At 55.3% G+C, this 20,550-nt stretch carries 20 protein-coding genes and 1 pseudogene; 9 read left to right on the top strand and 12 right to left on the bottom strand.

Features of this window, described 5'->3' with window-relative positions; all coding sequences use genetic code 11:
* Positions 1 to 172: 172 nt before the first annotated feature.
* Together norV and norW are read left to right on the top strand one after the other, a co-directional pair.
* A complete protein-coding gene (gene norV / locus FDX19_RS11405; RefSeq protein ID WP_137382781.1) occupies positions 173 to 1,621 on the top strand; it encodes an anaerobic nitric oxide reductase flavorubredoxin in 1,449 nt (482 codons plus the stop codon).
* The gene (gene norW, locus FDX19_RS11400; protein ID WP_137382780.1) at positions 1,618 to 2,751 is read left to right on the top strand and encodes an NADH:flavorubredoxin reductase NorW; all 1,134 of its coding nucleotides are present in this window, start codon (positions 1,618 to 1,620) and stop codon (positions 2,749 to 2,751) included. Before norV ends, norW begins: the two co-directional genes overlap by 4 nt.
* A 138-nt stretch (positions 2,752 to 2,889) precedes the next feature.
* On the opposite strand, the gene hypF is transcribed toward norW, so the two are convergent.
* From hypF to FDX19_RS25455, 3 genes and pseudogenes are all read right to left on the bottom strand, one after another.
* Positions 2,890 to 5,130 carry a carbamoyltransferase HypF gene (hypF, locus tag FDX19_RS11395; RefSeq protein WP_137382779.1) on the bottom strand — a complete coding sequence of 747 codons (2,241 nt, stop codon included), beginning with the start codon at positions 5,128 to 5,130 and terminating at the stop codon, positions 2,890 to 2,892.
* 95 nt (positions 5,131 to 5,225) lie between these two features.
* Positions 5,226 to 5,771 (bottom strand): electron transport protein HydN, encoded by a 546-nt coding sequence (gene hydN / locus FDX19_RS11390; RefSeq protein WP_003037366.1) that lies wholly within the window; start codon positions 5,769 to 5,771, stop codon positions 5,226 to 5,228.
* Between the two features lie 145 nt (positions 5,772 to 5,916).
* A pseudogene (locus FDX19_RS25455) lies at positions 5,917 to 6,024 on the bottom strand (transcriptional regulator); the annotation flags it as partial.
* 166 nt (positions 6,025 to 6,190) lie between these two features.
* Here FDX19_RS25455 and FDX19_RS11380 point away from each other — a divergent pair.
* Positions 6,191 to 6,430, top strand: a complete 240-nt coding sequence (locus tag FDX19_RS11380) for a SymE family type I addiction module toxin (protein WP_137382778.1) — start codon at positions 6,191 to 6,193, stop codon at positions 6,428 to 6,430.
* 55 nt (positions 6,431 to 6,485) lie between these two features.
* Here the strand turns inward: FDX19_RS11380 and hycI are convergent, their stop codons facing one another.
* From hycI to hycA, 9 genes are all read right to left on the bottom strand, one after another.
* Positions 6,486 to 6,956, bottom strand: coding sequence for a hydrogenase maturation peptidase HycI (gene hycI / locus FDX19_RS11375; protein WP_137382777.1), 471 nt, complete (start codon positions 6,954 to 6,956; stop codon positions 6,486 to 6,488).
* A complete protein-coding gene (locus tag FDX19_RS11370) occupies positions 6,949 to 7,359 on the bottom strand; it encodes a formate hydrogenlyase maturation HycH family protein (protein ID WP_003037385.1) in 411 nt (136 codons plus the stop codon). Before FDX19_RS11370 ends, hycI begins: the two co-directional genes overlap by 8 nt.
* Complete coding sequence (hycG, locus tag FDX19_RS11365) at positions 7,356 to 8,123, bottom strand: formate hydrogenlyase subunit HycG (protein WP_137382776.1); 768 nt, start codon at positions 8,121 to 8,123, stop codon at positions 7,356 to 7,358. Before hycG ends, FDX19_RS11370 begins: the two co-directional genes overlap by 4 nt.
* Positions 8,123 to 8,665 (bottom strand): formate hydrogenlyase subunit HycF, encoded by a 543-nt coding sequence (hycF, locus tag FDX19_RS11360; protein ID WP_016154185.1) that lies wholly within the window; start codon positions 8,663 to 8,665, stop codon positions 8,123 to 8,125. Before hycF ends, hycG begins: the two co-directional genes overlap by 1 nt.
* A 9-nt stretch (positions 8,666 to 8,674) precedes the next feature.
* Positions 8,675 to 10,384, bottom strand: a complete 1,710-nt coding sequence (hycE, locus tag FDX19_RS11355) for a formate hydrogenlyase subunit HycE (RefSeq protein ID WP_005130590.1) — start codon at positions 10,382 to 10,384, stop codon at positions 8,675 to 8,677.
* A 17-nt stretch (positions 10,385 to 10,401) separates the two neighbouring features.
* On the bottom strand, positions 10,402 to 11,325 hold the full coding sequence (locus tag FDX19_RS11350) for a respiratory chain complex I subunit 1 family protein (protein WP_137382775.1): 924 nt from the start codon (positions 11,323 to 11,325) through the stop codon (positions 10,402 to 10,404).
* Between the two features lie 2 nt (positions 11,326 to 11,327).
* Positions 11,328 to 13,154: a formate hydrogenlyase subunit 3 gene (gene hycC, locus FDX19_RS11345; protein ID WP_137382774.1), complete on the bottom strand. Its 1,827-nt coding sequence runs from the start codon at positions 13,152 to 13,154 to the stop codon at positions 11,328 to 11,330.
* Positions 13,151 to 13,762: a formate hydrogenlyase subunit HycB gene (hycB, locus tag FDX19_RS11340; protein ID WP_137382773.1), complete on the bottom strand. Its 612-nt coding sequence runs from the start codon at positions 13,760 to 13,762 to the stop codon at positions 13,151 to 13,153. Before hycB ends, hycC begins: the two co-directional genes overlap by 4 nt.
* A gap of 142 nt (positions 13,763 to 13,904) precedes the next feature.
* Entirely contained in the window at positions 13,905 to 14,363 is a 459-nt protein-coding gene (gene hycA / locus FDX19_RS11335) for a formate hydrogenlyase regulator HycA (RefSeq protein WP_048213032.1), read from the bottom strand.
* 198 nt (positions 14,364 to 14,561) lie between these two features.
* On the opposite strand from hycA, the gene hypA reads away from it, so the two are divergent.
* The 6 genes from hypA (at position 14,562) to flhA (ending at position 20,548) form a co-directional block, all read left to right on the top strand.
* Positions 14,562 to 14,918, top strand: a complete 357-nt coding sequence (gene hypA / locus FDX19_RS11330) for a hydrogenase maturation nickel metallochaperone HypA (RefSeq protein WP_137382772.1) — start codon at positions 14,562 to 14,564, stop codon at positions 14,916 to 14,918.
* 84 nt (positions 14,919 to 15,002) lie between these two features.
* Positions 15,003 to 15,875, top strand: a complete 873-nt coding sequence (gene hypB, locus FDX19_RS11325) for a hydrogenase nickel incorporation protein HypB (protein WP_124020831.1) — start codon at positions 15,003 to 15,005, stop codon at positions 15,873 to 15,875.
* Entirely contained in the window at positions 15,866 to 16,138 is a 273-nt protein-coding gene (gene hypC / locus FDX19_RS11320; RefSeq protein WP_061068460.1) for a hydrogenase 3 maturation protein HypC, read from the top strand. The genes hypB and hypC overlap by 10 nt, the downstream gene beginning before the upstream one ends.
* Positions 16,139 to 17,260: a hydrogenase formation protein HypD gene (hypD, locus tag FDX19_RS11315; protein ID WP_137382771.1), complete on the top strand. Its 1,122-nt coding sequence runs from the start codon at positions 16,139 to 16,141 to the stop codon at positions 17,258 to 17,260.
* A complete protein-coding gene (hypE, locus tag FDX19_RS11310; protein ID WP_061068461.1) occupies positions 17,257 to 18,267 on the top strand; it encodes a hydrogenase maturation carbamoyl dehydratase HypE in 1,011 nt (336 codons plus the stop codon). Before hypD ends, hypE begins: the two co-directional genes overlap by 4 nt.
* 205 nt (positions 18,268 to 18,472) lie before the next feature.
* A complete protein-coding gene (flhA, locus tag FDX19_RS11305; RefSeq protein WP_137382770.1) occupies positions 18,473 to 20,548 on the top strand; it encodes a formate hydrogenlyase transcriptional activator FlhA in 2,076 nt (691 codons plus the stop codon).
* Positions 20,549 to 20,550: the final 2 nt, after the last annotated feature.

The following is a 20,550-nucleotide window of genomic DNA, read 5'->3' as shown; positions in this document are numbered from 1 at the left end:
TGACAATTCATATTGTCATATTGACAATGAAATGAATAGTCATTTTGACTACCTCTTTGTAGGCAATAAATATTAAATCGTTATAAATCAAATAAATAAAAAGTTGGCACGCAATCTGCAATAAGCAAAACATCTTTTTTAGAAAAACGCGAAATTAATTACTGAGGTTGCTATGTCTATTCTGGTTAAAAATAACATTCATTGGGTTGGCCAACGTGACTGGGAAGTTCGTGATTTCCACGGAACCGAATACAAAACGCTGCGTGGCAGCAGCTACAACAGCTATCTTATCCGTGAAGAAAAAAATGTCCTGATCGATACAGTAGACCACAAGTTTAGCCGTGAATTCGTGCAGAACTTGCGCAGTGAAATTGACCTGGCAGATATCGATTACATCATTATTAACCATGCGGAAGAAGACCACGCCGGGGCGCTGACCGAGCTGATGTCCTGCATCCCGGATACCCCGATTTACTGCACCGCCAACGCCATTGACTCCATCAACGGTCACCACCATCACCCGGAATGGAACTTTAACGTGGTGAAAACCGGCGACTCGCTGGATATTGGTAACGGCAAACAGCTGATCTTCGTGGAAACACCGATGCTGCACTGGCCGGACAGCATGATGACCTACATGACCGGCGATGCAGTGCTGTTCAGTAACGACGCCTTCGGTCAGCACTACTGCGACGAACGTCTGTTTAACGACGAAGTTGACCAGACTGAACTGTTCGAACAGTGTCAGCGCTACTACGCCAATATCCTGACCCCGTTCAGCCGTCTGGTCACACCGAAAATCACGGAGATCCTCGGCTTCAACCTGCCGGTCGATATGATTGCCACCTCTCACGGTGTGGTATGGCGCGACAACCCGACACAAATCGTGGAGATGTACCTGAAATGGGCGGCGGATTACCAGGAAGACCGCATCACCATTTTCTACGACACCATGTCGAACAACACCCGTATGATGGCCGATGCGATTGCCCAGGGCATCAACGAAGTGGACCCGAACGTCGCGGTGAAAATCTTCAACGTTGCCCGCAGCGATAAAAACGAAGTCCTGACTAACGTCTTCCGCTCTAAAGGCGTGCTGGTCGGGACCTCAACCATGAACAACGTGATGATGCCGAAAATCGCCGGTCTGGTGGAAGAAATGACCGGCCTGCGTTTTCGTAACAAACGCGCCAGCGCCTTCGGTTCACACGGCTGGAGCGGCGGTGCGGTAGACCGTTTGTCCACCCGCCTGCAGGATGCGGGTTTTGAAATGTCGCTGAGCCTGAAAGCAAAATGGCGTCCGGATCTGGATGCGCTGGAACTGTGCCGTCAGCACGGTCGAGAAATTGCACGTCAGTGGGCACTTGCTCCGCTGCCGGAAACCCACGTGAAAGCCGTCGCCAGGGAAGAAGCCTGTGCCTGTGCCGCTGCGGCTGCCGCGGACCTAGGCCCAAGCATGCAGTGCAGCGTTTGCCAGTGGATCTACGATCCAGCAAAAGGTGAACCCCTGCAGGATGTCGCACCGGGTACACCATGGAGCGACGTACCGGACAACTTCCTGTGCCCGGAATGTTCATTAGGTAAAGACGTCTTTGACGTACTGGCAACGGAGGCAAAATGAGCCGCGGAATTGTCATTATTGGTTCGGGCTTTGCCGCCCGCCAGTTAGTCAAAAATATCCGTAAACAGGATGCAACGGTTCCATTGACCCTGATTGCCGCTGACAGCATGGATGAGTACAACAAGCCCGATCTCAGCCACGTGATCAGTCAGGCACAGCGCGCAGACGACCTCACCCGCCAGTCGGCGGGGGAGTTTGCCGAACAGTTTAACTTACGCTTGTTTCCGCATACCTGGGTTACTGATATCGACGCGGATGCTCACGTGGTGAAAAGCCAGGAGCAGCAGTGGGAATACGACAAACTGGTACTGGCAACGGGCGCATCGGCCTTTGTGCCGCCGGTTACCGGGCGTGAGTTAATGCTCACTTTGAATAGCCAGCAAGAGTACCGCGCCTGTGAAACACAACTGCGTGACGCCCGGCGGGTACTGATTGTCGGTGGTGGCTTGATTGGTAGTGAACTGGCGATGGATTTCTGTCGTGCCGGTAAAGCGGTGACGCTAATCGATAACGCCGCCAGCATTCTGGCCTCGTTAATGCCGCCGGAAGTCAGCAGCCGTTTGCAGCACCGACTGACCGATATGGGTGTGCATCTGCTGTTGAAATCGCAACTGCAGGGTCTGGAGAAAACCAGCACCGGTATCCGCGCCACGCTCGATCGTCACCGTAATGTCGACGTTGATGCAGTGATCGCTGCAACCGGTCTGCGTCCGGAAACCGCACTGGCGCGTCGCGCCGGACTGAACATCAATCGGGGCGTTTGCGTCGACAGCTACTTGCAAACCAGTCATCCGGACATCTATGCACTCGGGGACTGTGCGGAAATTAACGGTCAGGTACTGCCTTTCCTGCAACCGATTCAGTTAAGCGCCATGTATCTGGCGAAAAACCTGCTCGGTGGTAACGCGCCGTTGAAGCTGCCCGCCATGCTGGTAAAAGTCAAAACGCCGGAACTGCCGTTACATCTGGCCGGGGAAACCCAGCGTCGCGATCTGAACTGGCATATTGCCGCCGAAGCGCAGGGGATGGTCGCCCGAGGGATGAACGACGAAGGCCAGCTCTGTGCGTTTGTCGTCAGTGAAGACCGGATGAAAGAGGCCTTTGCGTTGCTGAAAACGTTGCCCGTGTAAATCGTGATGCCGGATGGCGGCTTTGCTTTATCCGGCTACGCTGCTACTGGTTTATTAACCTCACGCACATGGATGTGCGTTGCCATTTGTCGGTATGCCCCGACATGTTTTTCTTGCCCCGCCAGTCCCGGGGCTTTTTTATTTTTGTGCCAACGCTCGCGCGGCGGCAATCACACCCTGTCCCAATGACAATCCACCGTCGCCCGCCGGTAAACGCTGCGGGAACAATAACGTAAAATCGGCCAGGTAAAATGCCAGTCGCGATGACAATAAACGGTTATGCATTACGCCGCCGCTGAATACTAACGTCTTAATCCTGCGCGCTTCGGCCTGTTCCCGCATCAGGCTGGCAAACCCACGCGCCAGCGCATCGTGAAACGCCCACGCTCTTTCTGTAGATTTGGCCTGCCAGTTCAGCCATTGCTGCCAAAAAGCCGCCAAGTCCAGATGGTTGCCATCAAGCGGCACCGTGACAGGATGATCAACGCCAGCACATTGCGATGCCATCGTCTCCAGGGCACAGGCCGCTTCGCCCTCGTAGCTCAGCGATTCCGGCGCGCACTGGAGTGCAGCGGCAACGGCATCAAACAACCGTCCGCACGATGAGGCCAGCGGGGTATTGATCCCACGCTCGATGGCGCGAGCCAGCACCGGCCAGTTTTGCTGTTGCAGCGCTGACGTTTCCGGGTAACGCTGCCAGTCAGGAACAAAACGCAGGCACTGCGCCAACAGATTGCGCCACGGCTGTTTTGCCGCCAGATCGCCGCCGGCCAGCGCCACGGCAGGTAAGCCGCCGAGGTGTTCGCATTCGCGATAATTGACCCGCAAACACTCGCCGCCCCACAGTACCCCGTTTTCGCCCATGCCGATTCCATCCAGCGTCAGTGCAATCACATCGCCACCGTCCAGCGGCCAGCCGTGCTCGGCCAGGCACGCAGCAGCATGCGCATGATGATGCAGCACCGTTTCAGTCGGCAGATTCATCTCGCTGGCCCACTGGCTGGAAACATAACCAGGGTGCGCGTCATGGACGATACGCTGCGGCGTAAAGTCATAAATATTCTGGATCAGGCGCAACGCGTCACGCCACTGATGTTGAATACCATCATCGCTAAGATCGCCCAAATGCTGGCTGATAACCGCCTGCTCGCCACGCACCAGACAGAAAGTATTTTTTAAATCTGCGCCTAAACACAACATCGGCGGCACATCGCGAAAGCCCGGCGGTAGCGCAACCGCATCCGGCACGTAGCCCCGGGAGCGGCGCAGCATTTCCCCGCTTTGACGTACCACGGAGTCATCCATGCGCTGCACAATTTCACGGTTGTGCAGCAGGAAACCGTCGGCAATGTCATGTAAATCTTCCAGCGCCTGCGCGTTGGTAATGGCCGGGGGCCTGCCGCTGAGATTGCCGGAGGTCATCACCAGTGGGCAATTCAGTGCCTGTAACAGCAGATGCTGTAATGGATTAGCAGGTAGCATTACCCCAACTTCCGTCAACCCGGGCGCAATTCCCTCACTGAGCGCAACCACATCGAGTTTATTCACCAGCACGATCGGCGCGGCGGGGGTTGTCAGCAGACGACGAGCGGCCTCTGGCAATCCGTTATCATCGGGCAACATCACCGCCAGAGGCTTAGCCGGACGGTGTTTGCGCTGCCTGAGTCGGGCCACGGCATTATCGTTACGGGCATCGCAGACCAGATGAAATCCGCCAATGCCTTTCACGGCCACAATACCGCCCGCTTTCAGTTGTGACACCGCCGCCTGCAGGGCGTCTTCTTTTTCAGCCCGCACGTCAGTACCGATCCATTCCAGATGCGGGCCGCATGCCGGGCAAGCAACGGGCTGGGCGTGGAAGCGACGGTCATACGGATCGCGATACTCTTTGTCGCACTGCGGACAGAGCGGGAAAGACGCCATGACGGTCAACGGACGGTCATACGGCATCGCGCGGATAATCGTAAAGCGAGGGCCGCAGTGGGTACAGTTGATAAAGGGGTAGCGATAGCGACGTTCGCCGGGCGTGTTCATTTCAACCAGGCATTCAGGACAGGTCGCGGCATCGGGGACAATTTGCGTATTCATCGTTCCGCCCGCGCTCTGTCGAATCGAGAAATCGGCAGGCTGCTGCGTCCAGGCGAATGGTTCGCTCTCAACGCTGTCAATGCGCGCCAGCGGTGGGCAGTGTTGATGCAACTGCGCAATAAACTCCGCCGGATCTTCCTGTAAGCGCACAACCACACCGTCACCGTCGTTACACACATCGCCATGCAGTTGTAACCGCTGCGCCAGTTGCCAGACGTAGGGGCGAAATCCGACGCCCTGTACCTTGCCGCGAATACGCAGTTGTACGCCGGAGTGGTTGTTTATTGTCATTAAGTAGTCCCGCAGTCATCTATCCCCGTAGGCCGGATAAGGCAAAGCCGCCATCCGGCATAAGTACTACCGTATTTTACGCGGATTTTCAGATATCAGAACAGCAAAGATGCGGTGGAATCCAGCGCCGCGCGACGGCGTTTTTCCGCGCTCAGTTGCTCAAGCTTATTACGATCCACATAAATCAGCGCGTGAGTCGGGCAGACTTCCATACAGGCCGGACCTGCCTCGCGGTGGTGGCACAGGTCGCACTTATTGGCTTCGGCTTTTTCTGCACGGACGTTCAGACCCGCGCCGCTGTTACGCACAACCGGACGCACAACCACTTCCATCGCACCGTAAGGGCACGCCACAACGCAGGTTTTACACCCAATGCAGCGTTCCTGCATCACGTGGACAAAGCCTTTATCACGGCTGATAGCACCGTTCGGGCAGACGTTAGCGCACGGCGCATCTTCACACTGACGACACAGCGTCGCCGTAGAGACATTAACGCCTTTGATCACGTGAATGCGGGGTAAAAAGGTTTCAGGGGTCAGCGATGCGCAGTCCTGGTTATCCTGATGGGATACCACGCAGGCCACTTCACAGGTACGGCAACCAATGCATTTATTGGCGTCTGCAATGATGAAACGGTTCATCAAATTCTCCAGCAATGACAGATTATCAGCCGAAACATACACAAATCGTGCCAGAATTTAATCAACTGTTATTTAAGGATTTTTATTTTATGCTGGTACAGTAAGGGGTGTCATCGTCACTAGTGACGATGACTAATGACAGCGGTCAACGTGAAACTGACGGAGCAATGGCGTCGCGATAAATAAGCTCGCCGGTGAAGCTTTTTGGCGGTGTAAAAACCCCATCTCCCGGCATAAAGATAAGGCGTCCAATCGCGACGCAAATCGCCCATGAAATCTACCCGCAAAACACTTTCATTTCATTAATTGCATTCTCAATGTGGAATCGCCCTTCCAGTTTCAGGTTTGCCCTCATCCTTTTTTACTGGCATTTTATTCAGTAGTTTTTAATCCTGGCCGTTCACTACAAGGAAGAAGGCATGTCTGATAAAAATGACAAAATAGCAGTAGCTATCACCAAACCCATGCGTCGTTTGAAAGTCAGCTATGTCAGAAAACGCCATGAAGATCCCAAAACGGGCTACACGCGACGAATCAGTCGGCACGCTTCACTCACGCTGAACGGCGACTGGCTGGAACAGGCCGGGTTTCCTACCGGTACGGCTGTGAATGTGTCAGTGATGCAGGGGAAATTAATTATTGAGCTGGCGACTGAGTGACGAGGATACGCAGGGAAACAGGCCGGATGTCACTCACATCCGGCACTGATACGGTTTACTCTTCCAGCACTTCCAGCTCGGAGAATCCACCGTGGCCTTCCCACCCGGCTAATCGCTGATACACGGTTTCAACCGCCTCTTTGATTGGCTGTGTCATCGGGTAGTAAAAGCCGACGATATCCGGCTGAATGCCAAGGAAAATCACCTCGCCAACATCATCTTTCAACTGATCGACCAGGTAGTTCAGCGGCATGTTGTGCGTGGTCATCATGAACATCTCGGCAATATCATCAGGATCGATGATACGGATCTCACCAGGGTTTAACCCCATATCGGTGGCATCCACAATCAACAGACGCTCAGGGCGCAGTTCACGGATCGCGACGATATCGTTCTCCGGCGCGCTGCCGCCATCAATGACCACCCAGTTGCCCTGAGGATTTGCAGCACACATTTCCGCCAACAGCGGCCCCGCGCCGTCATCGCCCATCATGCTGTTACCCACACATAATAAAACGTCAGTCACGGTGTCTCCTCACCATCAGATAGATAGCGCTTTCCTGGTGAATGTCATGAAGCATACTCAGCATCAGCTTGCTCCATTCCTGTTGCTGCGGCGTCTGCACGGCGCGTGCGTCGTCAAACGCGCGCGCCAGCATTTGCACATGGTTAAAATCGATGACGATTTCCCCGTATTTTGGCACACCTTCCATTTTACGTCGGGCTTCGCTGCCTTCGGCAAGTGTGGCAATCCACGCCAGATATTCATCCCATGGGCAGGTTAACGCCGCTTCCAGGCAATCGATGATCCCCAGGTGGTGACCAATCGCCAGGCTGTAATAGACAACCTGCTGCGCCTCGGCGGGCGTTGCATCGTTCTCATCAATAAACTTACGGCTCAGTTGACTGAACACCACCGTTTCACTCATCGGATACGCGCCTCTTCGACTACATGGTTAAGATGGGTGACGATCTCAGTCAGACGCGGATCGTTTTCCGCCTCCAGCCAGCGTGCCACCTGCTGCTCACCCTGCCCTAACTGCAGCATATAGTCATCGGCAATCTGGCGACCATAGCGATAACCTGCCAGACGACGCGCTTCGCGATCCACCTTCACGCGCAGCGGTTGAACCATATCCGGATGCAGAATTTCAGCAGGTTGTTCGTCCAGTTCGCCCGGCGCACGTGCATGAATTTTCTGTTCCAACAGGCCAAGCGCCATCGCAAAACCGTACAGCGTTGCCGCAGGCGTCGGAGGACAGCCAGGAATATACACATCCACCGGTACAATTTTGTCGGTACCGCCCCATACGCAGTATAGGTCGTGGAAAATACCACCGCTGTTACCGCAGGCACCGTAGGAGATACAAATCTTCGGGTCTGGCGCAGACTGCCAGGCGCGCAGTGCCGGAGAGCGCATGGCACGGGTTACCGCGCCAGTGAACAGCAAAATATCCGCATGACGCGGTGATGGAACGACTTTGATACCGAAACGTTCGGCATCAAACAGCGGAGAAAGCGTGGCGAAAATTTCGATTTCACAGCCGTTGCAGCCGCCGCAGTCCACACGGTAAACGTACGCTGAACGCTTGATGCTTTTAAGCAGCGACGCTTTCATGCTGGCAATGGATTCATCCACCGTCATCGGTACCGGAATACCGTTGGCATCACGTGGGCCTAATAAATTGCTCATCAGCTGGCCTCTTTCATATGGCGAGTCAGTTCAATACGGTCAGACGGCACCAGACATTTCTGGCGCTTACAGTCCGGGCAGGTCTCAAAGCTTTCGCGGTGGTTTTCCGCACGGCTATCACCGTTGTGCTTCAGCAGCGCAATGGCGTAATCAATCTCTTTTTGCACCGCAAATGGACGGTTACATACGCGGCAATTACACAGCGCAAAGCGGGACTGCTGCAGGAAATCCTCTTTCTTCCACACCGCCAGTTCATACTCCTGCGACAGCTTGATTGCCGCCGTCGGGCAAACTTCTTCGCAGCGGGCACAGAAAATGCAGCGACCGAGGTTGAACTGCCACGCCAGCTCATGGGTGACAAGATCGGTTTCAACCGTCAACGCATTGGACGGACAGGCATTCACGCAGGCTGCGCAGCCAATGCACTGCTGTGGATTGTGTTCCGGCTTACCACGGAAGTTTTTATCGACCGCGATCGGCTCCAGCGGATACGACGACGTCGGCGCCCCAGTTTTGATGACTTTTTTGATAAAGGTAAACATGGCGATTCCTTATTTCAGCGGCGAGTTTTTACGCTCGATGCTGTAGCGCTCAAGTTCTTTGTACGGCACGACTTTGCTCTTCTTCTTACGCACATCGACCACGGTCATACGGTCAGTACAGGAGTAGCAAGGGTCGAGGCTACCGATAATCAGCGGGGCATCGGAAACGGTGTTGCCACGCAGCATGTAGCGCAGCGTCGGCCAGTTCGCGTAGGTCGCCGCACGGCAGCGCCAGCGATACAGTTTCTGGTTGTCGCCGGTCATGCTCCAGTGAATGTCATCTCCGCGTGGCGCTTCGGCAAAGCCCAGCGCAAAACGGTGTGGAATATAGGTAAAGCCTTCCACCATCAACGGACCGCCCGGCAGGTTATCCAGGCCAAAGTCAATCATATTCAGAGCGGTGTAAACTTCATTGATACGGACTTTCAAACGCGAAATAACGTCGCAACCCTGCTCGCTGTGAACTTCCATCGGCAGCAGACCATAACCGACAAACGGGTGATCGGCGCGGGTGTCACGTGCGTGACCGCTGGCGCGGACCATCGGGCCGACGTTACTGAAGTCGCGGGCAATTTCCGGATCCAGACGACCAATACCCACGGTACGCTGCTCCATGTTCGGCGTGCTGAGCAACATGTCGACCAGTTCCTGCACGTCACGGCGCATCTGCTGCGCCAGTTGGCGGGTCTGGATCATGTCTTCTTTCAGCAGGTCACGACGGATCCCGCCGATCAGGTTCAGACCGTATGTTTTACGCGCCCCGGTGAGAATTTCCGCCATTTTCATGGACGTTTCGCGTACACGGAAGAATTGCATGAAGCCGGAATCGAAACCGGTAAAGTGACAGGCAAGGCCGAGGTTCAACAGGTGCGAGTGCAGACGTTCAACTTCCAGCAGAATGGCGCGGATCATCTGTGCGCGTTCCGGCACCACGATACCCATCGCATTCTCAACGGAGGTGGTGTACGCAGTGCTGTGGGCAAAACCACAGATGCCGCAAACACGGTCCGACAGGAACGTCACTTCGTTATAACCCATGCGGGTTTCTGCCAGCTTTTCCATGCCACGGTGGACATAGAACAGGCGGTAGTCGGCGTCGATGATGTTTTCGCCATCAACAAACAGACGGAAGTGCCCCGGTTCATCGGAGGTCACATGCAGTGGGCCAATTGGCACCACGTTATTTTTCTTGTCGCCCAGTTCGTTGATGAACTCGTAGGTTTCGGCATCGGTAGTCGGCGCCGGGCGCTGACGATAATCCATACTGTCTTTACGCAGCGGATAGAGTTCGTCCGGCCAGTCATCCGGCAGGACCAGACGACGTTCATCCGGCAGCCCCACCGGGATCAAACCGTACATATCACGCACTTCACGCTCACCCCAGACCGCAGCCGGAACGCGTGGCGTAACAGACGGGAATTCCAGTTTATTGGCATCAACTTCAACGCGGACGGTTATCCAGCACTTGGTACCCTGCTCCATCGACATCACGTAGTAAACGGCGTAATGACCGCACAACTGGCGTTCGTCGTTACCAAACAGTACGGACAACCAACCGCCCTGTTTGTAGTACAGGAACTCCACCACTTCAGGCAGATAGTTCACTTTGACGGTAATTGTCAGCTGATCTTTGGTCTGCCAGGCTTCATCCAACACCACACCCGGAAAGGCCTGGTGCAGTGCGGCGAGATAGTGTTGACCTAATTTTTCTTCAGACATGCTCAAACTCTCTTAAATCACGCCACCAGCAAGGAGACGAACGCTAAAAACGCAAACCCAAAACCGGCCCAGGTCACGCGTGAAGTGGCGCAAAAACGCAGACGCGCCATGCTGTTTTCGAACAGGGCGATGACCAGCACGCCGAGGACCAACTTGACGATGGCAATCACCAGCGCCAGCAGCAACCCACCCGCGGTGAAGGTTTCCATCTGTCCCCACGGCAGGAATACGCCGACGAACATTTGCAGAACCACCAACTGTTTGAGGCTAATGCCCCATTTCAGCACCGCAAAACCGCTGCCGCTGTATTCGGTCAGTGGACCTTCCTGCAGTTCCTGTTCTGCTTCCGCCAGGTCGAACGGCAGTTTGCCCATTTCGATAAAGGTGGCGAAGGCACAGGCGCACAGCGCCAGAATCAGCGGGATACTGCGCGCCGCAGGCCAGTGATAAACGGTATCGGCGATATTGCTGATATGAGTTGAACCCGCAACCTGCGCCGCGACCCACAGACCCAGCAGCAGGATAGGTTCAACCAGTACGCCGAGCATCGCTTCACGGCTGGCGCCGATTGCGGTGAACGGGCTACCGGTATCCAGACCGGCGATAGAAAAGAAGAAACGGGCAATCGCGAACAGGTAGATTAAGGTTATCAAATCACCCAGCTGCGGCAGCGGAGAACCCACGGTCACCACCGGCAGCGCGGTGGCGATAGTCAGCATCACGCCCACCATCACAAACGGCGTCAGGCGGAAAACCCAGCTGGAATCCGCAGGCGCAATGCTCTGGCGGCCCAGCAGTTTGATAATGTCGCTGTATTCCTGCAACACGCCTGGACCGCGACGGTTGTGCAAACGCGCACGCGCCACGCGGGTAATACCGGACAGCAGCGGCGCAACGGCAAACAGCACCAGCGCCTGAATTAACGGATACAAAACACTCATTCTCAGGCTCCTCGTGAAACCACAATCACCACCAGCACCGCCAGCTCAATCAGCGCCAGGCGACGGAACAGCACCGGGGCAGCTGCATTCTGCCAGCCCGGAACCAGTGATACCGGGTTCAGCCATTTACGCAGTTTGAGTACCGGGGCAAAGGCTTCTTTCACCGGCATGGCAAAGCCATGTGCGGTAATGACCATTGACTGCTCGTGATCGTAACCACACACCCATGCCGCACCACGTGAACGCGACGGCAGACGGTTGCCTTTGAAAATAGCCATGATGATGAACGGCAGCAGCGGACACGCAATCAGCAGCAGCGTGATCATTGGCTGAGAAACGGTGGTGTTCGCGGTTTCCAGCGGCAGCGGAACAGCAGAGGAAATCATCGGCAGCAGCCACGGTGCAGCCACGCCGCCAATCACGCAGCAGATAGCCAGCGCAACCACGCTCACGCCCATCAGGATTGGCGCGCAGCAGGCGTTTTCAGCTTCCTTCGTGCGCGGTGCGCCAAGGAACGTAACGCCATAGACTTTCGCCATACACATCACCGCCAGTGCGCCGGTAATCGCCAGCCCGACCGCCAGCAACGGCCCTAACAAACTGCCGACAAAGGCGCCGCTGTTGCCGAGCTTAAAGAAGGATTGATAGATAACCCACTCACCGGCAAAACCGTTCAGCGGCGGCAGTGCAGCCATCGCCATCAGCCCAACCAGCATCGCCAGAGAAATCACCGGCATGCGTTTACCGATCCCGCCCAGTTTTTCGATATCACGATGACCGGTACGGAACCAGATGCTGCCCGCGCCCAGGAACAGGACGCTTTTGAACAAACTGTGGTTAACCAGATGATACAGACCGCCAGTCAGACCCAGCGCAATCAGTGCCGGTTGATTGAGGGAAATCCCGGTCACACCAGCGCCCAGCCCCAGCAGAATAATGCCGATGTTTTCCAGCGTGTGGTACGCCAGCAGACGCTGGATGTTATGTTCCATCAGCGCATACAACCCACCGACAAACGCGGTGATCATGCCTAACACCAGCAGCGTAACGCCCCACCACAGCGGCGCGTTACCGCCCAGCAGCGACAGGGAGAGAATGCCCAGCAAACCGACTTTCATAACCACGGTAGAGAACAATGCCGCCGCCGGCGCGCTGGCGTTAGCATGTGCCTGAGGCACCCAACCGTGCAGCGGGATAATCCCTGCCAACAAGCCAAAGCCCGCCACGCCCAGCAGCCAGATATCGGAGCCGAGCGGCAGCTCCTGGGTACGCAGGTCAAGCAGACGCAGCTCCAGGGTGCCGTAGCGTTGCCACACCAGATAACACGCGAGCGCCAGCAGCAGCGTACCGATACGCCCCAGCGCAAACCACAGCTTGCCTTCTTTGCTGCAGCCAGTCAGGAACACCGCGCACAGCGCCATGATTTCTGCCATCACCACCAGCGTACCGAGGTTGCTGGCAACCACTGCGCACACTGCCGCGGCCATCAGCAGATTCACCAGCAGGCCGTTAGCCTTCACCTGCGGATGACGATGCCAGTCAATGTTGTACAGGCTGACAAACAGGCCGCACAGGCCCAGCGTAATCAGCCAGATAGCATTCAGCGGCGTCACTTGCAGACTGTGACCGATAAACGGCATCACGCCAGTCACCGCCAGCGCATTGGTCAGAACGGTAAAACCGGCGGCTGCGGTACACAGGCTGCCTACCGCACCGCCAACCCCAGCAATCCAGCCGCTCAGCGATTTATGAAATGAAAACAGAAAAGCCAGAACCGCAGCCGCTGTAAACCAGGCCACGCCGCTGTTAATCAGTGAAATTGCGCTCATTTTGCATCCCCACTCTGAGCCTGCTGAAACAAGGTGAGATCGCCGAAATCGGTATTGAAAGTCAGCTCACGCTTACGTTTGCTGGCGCGGGCGATATCTATATTGCTCACCAGGTGCAGGGCTTTGGTCGGGCACATGCGCACGCAGGCCGGACCAAGCTCGTCAAAACTACACAGATCGCATTTCACCGCGATAGCGCGAACGCCCGGAACCCAGTCCAGCAGCGTGCTCACACGCGCAGGAGCCGGCGGAGCCGGGGGCGCTTTTGGCGTATTGGCGTTCGCCGGGATGTGCAGCGGACGGCTGCCGGAAAACTCAATCGCGCCGAACGGACAGGCGATCCCGCACAATTTGCAGCTGACGCACAGACTTTCATTCAGCTGTACGGCGCCATCGACACGGTTAATGGCATTAACCGGGCAAACTGTGGCACAAGGCGCATCTTCACACTGGTGGCAAAGCTGCGGCGCAGATTCTTTTTCATTTAACATCACTTTCAGGCGCGGCATTGACTGCAGGCCATGCTGGCGATGTGTCTCTGAGCAGGCGGCCTCACAGGTGTGGCAGCCAATGCAAAGAGTGGAGTCAGCAATTACAAAACGATTCACCAGGCATTCCTCAGGTGATAGTCATTTTTGACGAAAACATGTCTGTAAAATGTCATTTCGACATTTTTCGACATGCCCATTCCCTAAACCGTCGTGATGCAGAACAAACCGCATCATGACTCAAGTGGGCAACACCCGAGGCTTAAGCCGGGTTATGTCCTTCAACCAGCTGGCTTAAATTCACCGGCATATTGTTTTCAACCGCGGTGTACAGGCTGTCGTAGACGCTGGCGATTTTTTCGAGATAGTGCTCCAGCACCTGCTCGCGATCGCGGTTGCTGATGCGCTCATCGACTTTACCGTCGAGGGTCAACTCTGCCTGTGCAATCAGTTGCTTATCATCACCGTCTTTCGTTTCAACGTAGTACTCGATGGTGTGGCTGTTAAAGCCGTCCGCCAGCGTGACGTAGATAGTGAAGTGTTCAAAAAGGACAAAGCACAAATCCTTGTCCGGCGCGCAGCTCATCGCATGATGCAAACGCGCTTTTGACAGGGTGATCCCCTGAACCAGCGAGTTGCAGTAGATACGCCACTGGTCCTGTAGGCGACGATGCCGTTCAGCGATGTAATCGGCTTTTTCGCTTATTTCCCAAATAGTCATGTCAGGTTACCCGTTTAGCAGAGATGAACAGCCTTAAGCACATTTCATGCCAAAATTAATATTGTTTATTTTCATATGGTTATTGATTCATGGTGCGATGACGACATGTCATTTCGTCATCGTCGACATTGTCACGAACGTAAAAATTCAACCTGGCATGTTTATTGCTTTTAAAACGGCAACATCTTAGGAGGCGATATGCACGAAATAACCCTCTGCCAACGGGCACTGGAATTGATTGAACAACAGGCCACCCAACACGGCGCAAAGCGGGTAACTGGGGTCTGGCTCAAAATTGGCGCATTTTCTTGCGTAGAAACCAGCGCTCTCGCCTTTTGTTTTGATCTGGTATGCCGTGGCACCCTTGCAGAAGGTTGTAAACTCCACCTCGAAGAACAAGAAGCCGAATGTTGGTGCGAATCTTGTCAGCAATACGTCACGTTGCTGACGCAGCGCGTGCGTCGGTGTCCGCAATGCAATAGCGATATGCTGAGAATTGTGGCCGACGATGGCTTACAGATTCGAAGAATTGAAATAGGCGACGCCAAAGACTAATTCCGGTGACACCTGCCAGGCCGGATAAGGCAAAGCCGCCACCCGGCAACAGATATACCGCAAGATAAAGATCAGGAGTGAGCGATGTGTACGACATGTGGTTGCGCTGAAGGCAACCTATATATAGAGGGTGATGAACATAACCCCCACTCGGCGTTCCGCAGCGCGCCATTTGCCCCGGCGGCTCGCCCGGCACTGAATATTACCGGTGTGAAAACCTCCAGTTTCGCACCGAGCCAGACCGCTGAAGGCGATCTGCACTACGGTCACGGTGAAGCAGGCACCCACGCGCCAGGCATGAGCCAGCGCCGCATGCTGGAAGTCGAAATAGACGTGCTGGACAAAAACAATCGTCTGGCCGAGCGCAACCGCGCCCGCTTTGCTGCCCGTCAGCATCTGGTACTGAACCTTGTCTCAAGCCCTGGCTCCGGTAAAACGACGCTGCTGACCGAAACGCTGATGAAGCTGAAAGACAGCGTGCCATGTGCCGTCATTGAAGGCGACCAGCAGACGGTTAACGATGCCGCCCGTATTCGCGCCACCGGCACCCCCGCAATCCAGGTCAACACCGGTAAAGGTTGTCACCTCGATGCGCAAATGATTGCCGATGCCGCGCCACGTCTGCCGCTTGATGACAACGGCATTCTGTTCATTGAGAACGTTGGTAACCTGGTCTGCCCGGCCAGCTTTGACCTTGGCGAGCGTCATAAAGTCGCCGTGCTCTCTGTTACCGAAGGCGAAGATAAGCCGCTGAAGTACCCGCACATGTTTGCGGCTGCATCACTGATGCTGCTCAACAAAGTGGATCTGCTGCCTTACCTCAATTTTGATGTTGAAAAGTGCATCGCCAGCGCCCGGGAAGTGAACCCGGATATTGAAATCATCCTGATTTCCGCCACCAGCGGCGAAGGGATGGATCAATGGCTGTCATGGCTGGAGAATCAGCGATGTGCATAGGTGTTCCGGGTCAAATCCGCACCATTGATGGCAACCAGGCTAAGGTCGATGTTTGCGGTATTCAGCGCGACGTCGATCTGACGCTGGTCGGGAGCTGTGATGAAAAGGGTGAGCCACGTCTGGGCCAGTGGGTACTGGTTCACGTCGGTTTCGCCATGAGCATCATTAATGAAGCAGAAGCGCGCGACACGCTCGACGCGCTGCAAAACATGTTTGACGTTGAGCCGGATGTCGGCGCGTTGCTGTATGGCGAGGAAAAATAAATGCGTTTTGTTGACGAATATCGCGCACCAGAACAGGTGATGCAGTTGATAGAGCATCTGTGCGAACGTGCTGCTCACCTCTCCTACACCGCTGAACGCCCGCTACGCATTATGGAAGTTTGTGGTGGCCATACCCATGCTATCTTTAAATTCGGTCTCGATCAGCTTCTGCCCGCAAACGTGGAGTTTATTCACGGTCCAGGCTGTCCGGTGTGCGTTCTGCCGATGGGCAGAATTGACAGCTGTGTCGAAATCGCCAGCCACCCGGAAGTGATTTTCTGCACCTTTGGCGACGCGATGCGTGTCCCAGGAAAACAGGGCTCACTGCTACAGGCCAAAGCACGCGGCGCGGATGTCCGTATCGTCTATTCCCCGATGGATGCGCTGAAGCTGGCCGAAGAAAACCCAACGCGCAAAGTGGTGTTCTTTGGCCTGGGTTTTGAAACCACCATGCCGACAACCGCCATCACTCTGCAGCAGGCCAAACAGCGCGATGTGCAGAACTTTTACTTTTTCTGCCAGCACATCACCTTGATCCCAACGCTGCGCAGTCTGCTGGAACAGCCGGACAACGGTATCGACGCCTTTTTGGCGCCGGGTCACGTCAGTATGGTGATTGGCACTGACGCCTATAATTTCATTGCCTCAGATTTCCATCGCCCGCTGGTGGTCGCCGGTTTCGAGCCGCTTGATCTACTGCAAGGCGTGGTGATGCTGATTGAGCAGAAAATAGCGGCCCAAAGCCAGGTTGAGAACCAGTATCGCCGCGTGGTACCGGATGCCGGTAACGCGTTAGCCCAACAGGCTATCGCCGACGTATTCAGTGTCAACGGTGACAGCGAATGGCGAGGTCTGGGCGTGATCGAATCATCCGGCGTTCACCTGACGCCTGACTATCAGCGTTTTGACGCCGAAGCGCATTTCCAGCCTGCGCCGCAGCAGGTCTATGACGATCCGCGCGCCCGTTGCGGAGAGGTACTGACTGGTCGATGCAAACCGCATCAGTGCCCATTATTTGGTAAAACCTGTAACCCGGAGACCGCATTTGGTGCCCTGATGGTCTCCTCCGAAGGCGCATGTGCCGCCTGGTATCAGTATCGTCAGCAGGAGTGTGAAGCATGAACAGCGTACAACTCGCCCACGGTAGCGGCGGTCAGGCTATGCAGCAGTTGATCAACAGTCTGTTTATGGAAGCTTTTGCTAACCCGTGGCTGGCAGAACAGGAAGATCAGGCGCGCCTGGAACTGGCGCAACTGGTCGCAGAAGGCGATCGTCTGGCGTTTTCAACGGACAGCTACGTTATCGACCCCCTGTTCTTCCCCGGTGGCAACATTGGCAAGCTGGCAATCTGCGGTACGGCTAACGATGTCGCGGTCAGCGGCGCGATACCGCGCTACCTCTCCTGCGGTTTTATCCTCGAAGAGGGTCTGCCAATGGACACGCTGAAAACCGTCGTGAACAGCATGGCAGCAACCGCCCGTGAAGCGGGTATTGCTATCGTAACCGGCGATACCAAAGTGGTGCAGCGCGGCGCCGCGGACAAACTGTTCATCAACACTGCCGGTATGGGCGCGATTCCCGCCAATATTCACTGGGGGGCGCAAACCCTGAGCGTGGGTGATGTGCTGCTGGTAAGTGGTACGCTTGGCGATCACGGTGCGACTATCCTCAACCTGCGCGAACAGCTGGGGCTTGATGGCGAACTGGTCAGCGACTGTGCGGTGTTAACGCCGCTTATCCAGACGCTACGCGATATTCCTGGCGTGAAAGCGCTGCGTGATGCCACCCGCGGCGGCGTAAATGCGGTAACACATGAATTTGCGGCCTCTTGCGGATTTGGCATTGAGTTGTCTGAAGCGGCACTGCCGGTGAAACCTGCCGTGCGTGGCGTTTGCGAACTGCTGGGTCTGGACGCGCTCAACTTTGCCAACGAAGGCAAGCTGGTGATTGCCGTTGAACGTCAGGCTGCTGAAGCCGTACTCGCCGCACTCCACGCCCATCCTTTAGGACGCGATGCTGCGCTAATCGGTGAAGTGGTTGAACGTAAAGGCGTACGCCTTGCCGGACTGTACGGCGTGAAACGGACCCTCGATTTACCACACGCCGAACCATTACCTCGTATATGCTAGCAGCCGGTTGGCAATCTGTTCCTGGCCGGATAAACCGCGTTTGGGTCGTTATCCGGCATTAACACTGTATTACTGCCTGATGACGCTTTGCTTATCAGGCCTATGGTTTGAATACCCGACCCATCCGGCAATAATTTACGACTTATACCTATAATTCATTTACCGTTTTCGCACCGTTCTGCGGTGTTTTCCCTGGAAAAGCAATATGTCGTATACACCGATGAGTGACCTCGGACAGCAAGGCCTGTTCGATATTACTCGTACATTATTACAGCAGCCCGATCTTCAGTCTCTTAGTGAGGCGCTTTCGCAGCTGGTCAAGCGTTCAGCGCTGGCCGACTGCGCGGCTATTGTGTTATGGCAGGCACAGACGCAGCGTGCGCGTTATTTTGCGACGCGTGAAAATGGTAAACCCATCGACTATGAAGACGAAACGGTACTGGCACACGGTCCGGTTCGTCGTATTCTGTCTCGCCCCGATGCGCTGCACTGTAACTATCATGAGTTTTCGGAAACCTGGCCACAGCTGGCTTCTGGCGGGTTGTATTCTGAATTTGGTCACTACTGTTTGCTGCCGCTGGCGGCGGACGGACGCATCTTTGGCGGCTGCGAGTTTATCCGCAACGAGGATCGCCCGTGGAGTGAAAAAGAGTACAACCGGCTACAGACCTTCACCCAGATAGTCGGCGTCGTTGCGGAACAAATTCAGAGCAGGGTCAGCAACAACGTCGATTACGATTTGCTGTGCCGCGAACGTGATAACTTTCGTATCCTCGTCGCTATCACCAATGCGGTACTCTCCCGACTGGACATTGACGAACTGGTCAGCGAAGTCGCCAAAGAGATCCACCACTATTTCGACATCGATGCCATCAGCATCGTATTACGTAGCGATCGCAAAAATAAGTTGAGCATCTACTCCACCCACTATCTGGATGAGAATCATCCGGCTCACGAACAAAGTGAAGTGGATGAAGCGGGCACGCTTTCCGAGCGGGTGTTCCGCAGCAAAGAGATGCTGCTGATTAACCTGAGCGAACGCGATACCCTGGCGCCTTATGAACGCATGCTGTTCGAAACCTGGGGTAACCAGTTACAAACGCTGTGCCTGCTGCCGCTGATGTCCGGCAATACGATGCTTGGCGTGCTCAAACTGGCGCAGTGTGAAGAAAAAGTTTTCACCACCGCCAACCTGAAACTGTTGCGCCAGATTGCCGAACGCGTAGCCATTGCGGTAGATAACGCGCTTGCCTATCAGGAGATACATCGCCTGAAAGAACGTCTGGTCGATGAAAACCTGGCGCTGACCGAGCAACTGAACAATGTGGACAGTGAGTTCGGCGAAATCATCGGTCGCAGCGAAGCCATGTACAGCGTACTCAAACAGGTCGAAATGGTGGCGCAAAGCGACAGTACCGTTTTGATTCTGGGTGAGACAGGTACGGGTAAAGAGCTGATCGCCAGAGCGATTCATAATCTGAGTGGACGTAATGCCCGCCGGATGGTGAAGATGAACTGCGCAGCAATGCCTGCCGGATTACTGGAAAGCGACCTGTTTGGTCACGAGCGCGGCGCGTTTACCGGGGCCAGCACACAGCGAATTGGCCGTTTCGAGCTGGCGGATAAAAGCTCGCTGTTCCTCGACGAAGTCGGTGACATGCCGCTGGAACTCCAGCCGAAGTTACTGCGTGTACTTCAGGAGCAGGAATTTGAACGCCTGGGCAGCAACAAGCTGATCCAAACCGACGTTCGGTTGATCGCCGCCACCAACCGCGATCTGAAAAAAATGGTTGCCGATCGGGAATTCCGTAACGATCTGTATTACCGGCTGAACGTTTTCCCGATCCATTTACCTCCGCTGCGCGAGCGCCCGGAAGATATCCCACTGCTGGTGAAAGCCTTCACCTTTAAAATCGCTCGCCGGATGGGGCGCAATATCGACAGTATTCCTGCCGAAGCGCTTCGTACCTTGAGCAGCATGGAGTGGCCGGGTAACGTCCGCGAACTGGAAAACGTAGTGGAACGCGCCGTTCTGCTGACCCGAGGCAACGTGCTGCAATTATCCCTACCGGATATCACCACGCAGACGCCCCCGCCTCCGGTCGCAACTGAAGTCGCACAGGATGGCGAAGATGAATACCAGCTGATTATGCGGGTACTGAAAGAGACCAATGGCGTTGTCGCCGGCCCTAAAGGTGCTGCGCAGCGGCTGGGGCTAAAACGAACCACGTTGTTGTCGCGTATGAAGCGATTAGGTATTGATAAGGATGCGCTGGTTTAGCC

It is taken from the genome of Citrobacter sp. wls619, from assembly GCF_005281345.1.
Classification (GTDB): domain Bacteria; phylum Pseudomonadota; class Gammaproteobacteria; order Enterobacterales; family Enterobacteriaceae; genus Citrobacter.
This window is presented reverse-complemented; position numbering and strand designations above follow the sequence as displayed.

Excerpts from the sequence above, each read along its gene's own strand:
- hypA (WP_137382772.1), top strand. The coding sequence starts at position 14,562 with ATGCACGAAATAACCCTCTGCCAACGGGCACTGGAATTGATTGAACAA.
- FDX19_RS11370 (WP_003037385.1), bottom strand. The coding sequence starts at position 7,359 with ATGAGTGAAACGGTGGTGTTCAGTCAACTGAGCCGTAAGTTTATTGAT.
- hycC (WP_137382774.1), bottom strand. The coding sequence starts at position 13,154 with ATGAGCGCAATTTCACTGATTAACAGCGGCGTGGCCTGGTTTACAGCG.
- hycG (WP_137382776.1), bottom strand. The coding sequence starts at position 8,123 with ATGAGCAATTTATTAGGCCCACGTGATGCCAACGGTATTCCGGTACCG.
- norW (WP_137382780.1), top strand. The coding sequence starts at position 1,618 with ATGAGCCGCGGAATTGTCATTATTGGTTCGGGCTTTGCCGCCCGCCAG.
- hypC (WP_061068460.1), top strand. The coding sequence starts at position 15,866 with ATGTGCATAGGTGTTCCGGGTCAAATCCGCACCATTGATGGCAACCAG.
- hycF (WP_016154185.1), bottom strand. The coding sequence starts at position 8,665 with ATGTTTACCTTTATCAAAAAAGTCATCAAAACTGGGGCGCCGACGTCG.
- hydN (WP_003037366.1), bottom strand. The coding sequence starts at position 5,771 with ATGAACCGTTTCATCATTGCAGACGCCAATAAATGCATTGGTTGCCGT.
- hypD (WP_137382771.1), top strand. The coding sequence starts at position 16,139 with ATGCGTTTTGTTGACGAATATCGCGCACCAGAACAGGTGATGCAGTTG.
- hycA (WP_048213032.1), bottom strand. The coding sequence starts at position 14,363 with ATGACTATTTGGGAAATAAGCGAAAAAGCCGATTACATCGCTGAACGG.
- FDX19_RS11350 (WP_137382775.1), bottom strand. The coding sequence starts at position 11,325 with ATGAGTGTTTTGTATCCGTTAATTCAGGCGCTGGTGCTGTTTGCCGTT.
- flhA (WP_137382770.1), top strand. The coding sequence starts at position 18,473 with ATGTCGTATACACCGATGAGTGACCTCGGACAGCAAGGCCTGTTCGAT.
- FDX19_RS11380 (WP_137382778.1), top strand. The coding sequence starts at position 6,191 with ATGTCTGATAAAAATGACAAAATAGCAGTAGCTATCACCAAACCCATG.
- hypF (WP_137382779.1), bottom strand. The coding sequence starts at position 5,130 with ATGACAATAAACAACCACTCCGGCGTACAACTGCGTATTCGCGGCAAG.
- hycE (WP_005130590.1), bottom strand. The coding sequence starts at position 10,384 with ATGTCTGAAGAAAAATTAGGTCAACACTATCTCGCCGCACTGCACCAG.
- hypE (WP_061068461.1), top strand. The coding sequence starts at position 17,257 with ATGAACAGCGTACAACTCGCCCACGGTAGCGGCGGTCAGGCTATGCAG.
- norV (WP_137382781.1), top strand. The coding sequence starts at position 173 with ATGTCTATTCTGGTTAAAAATAACATTCATTGGGTTGGCCAACGTGAC.
- hypB (WP_124020831.1), top strand. The coding sequence starts at position 15,003 with ATGTGTACGACATGTGGTTGCGCTGAAGGCAACCTATATATAGAGGGT.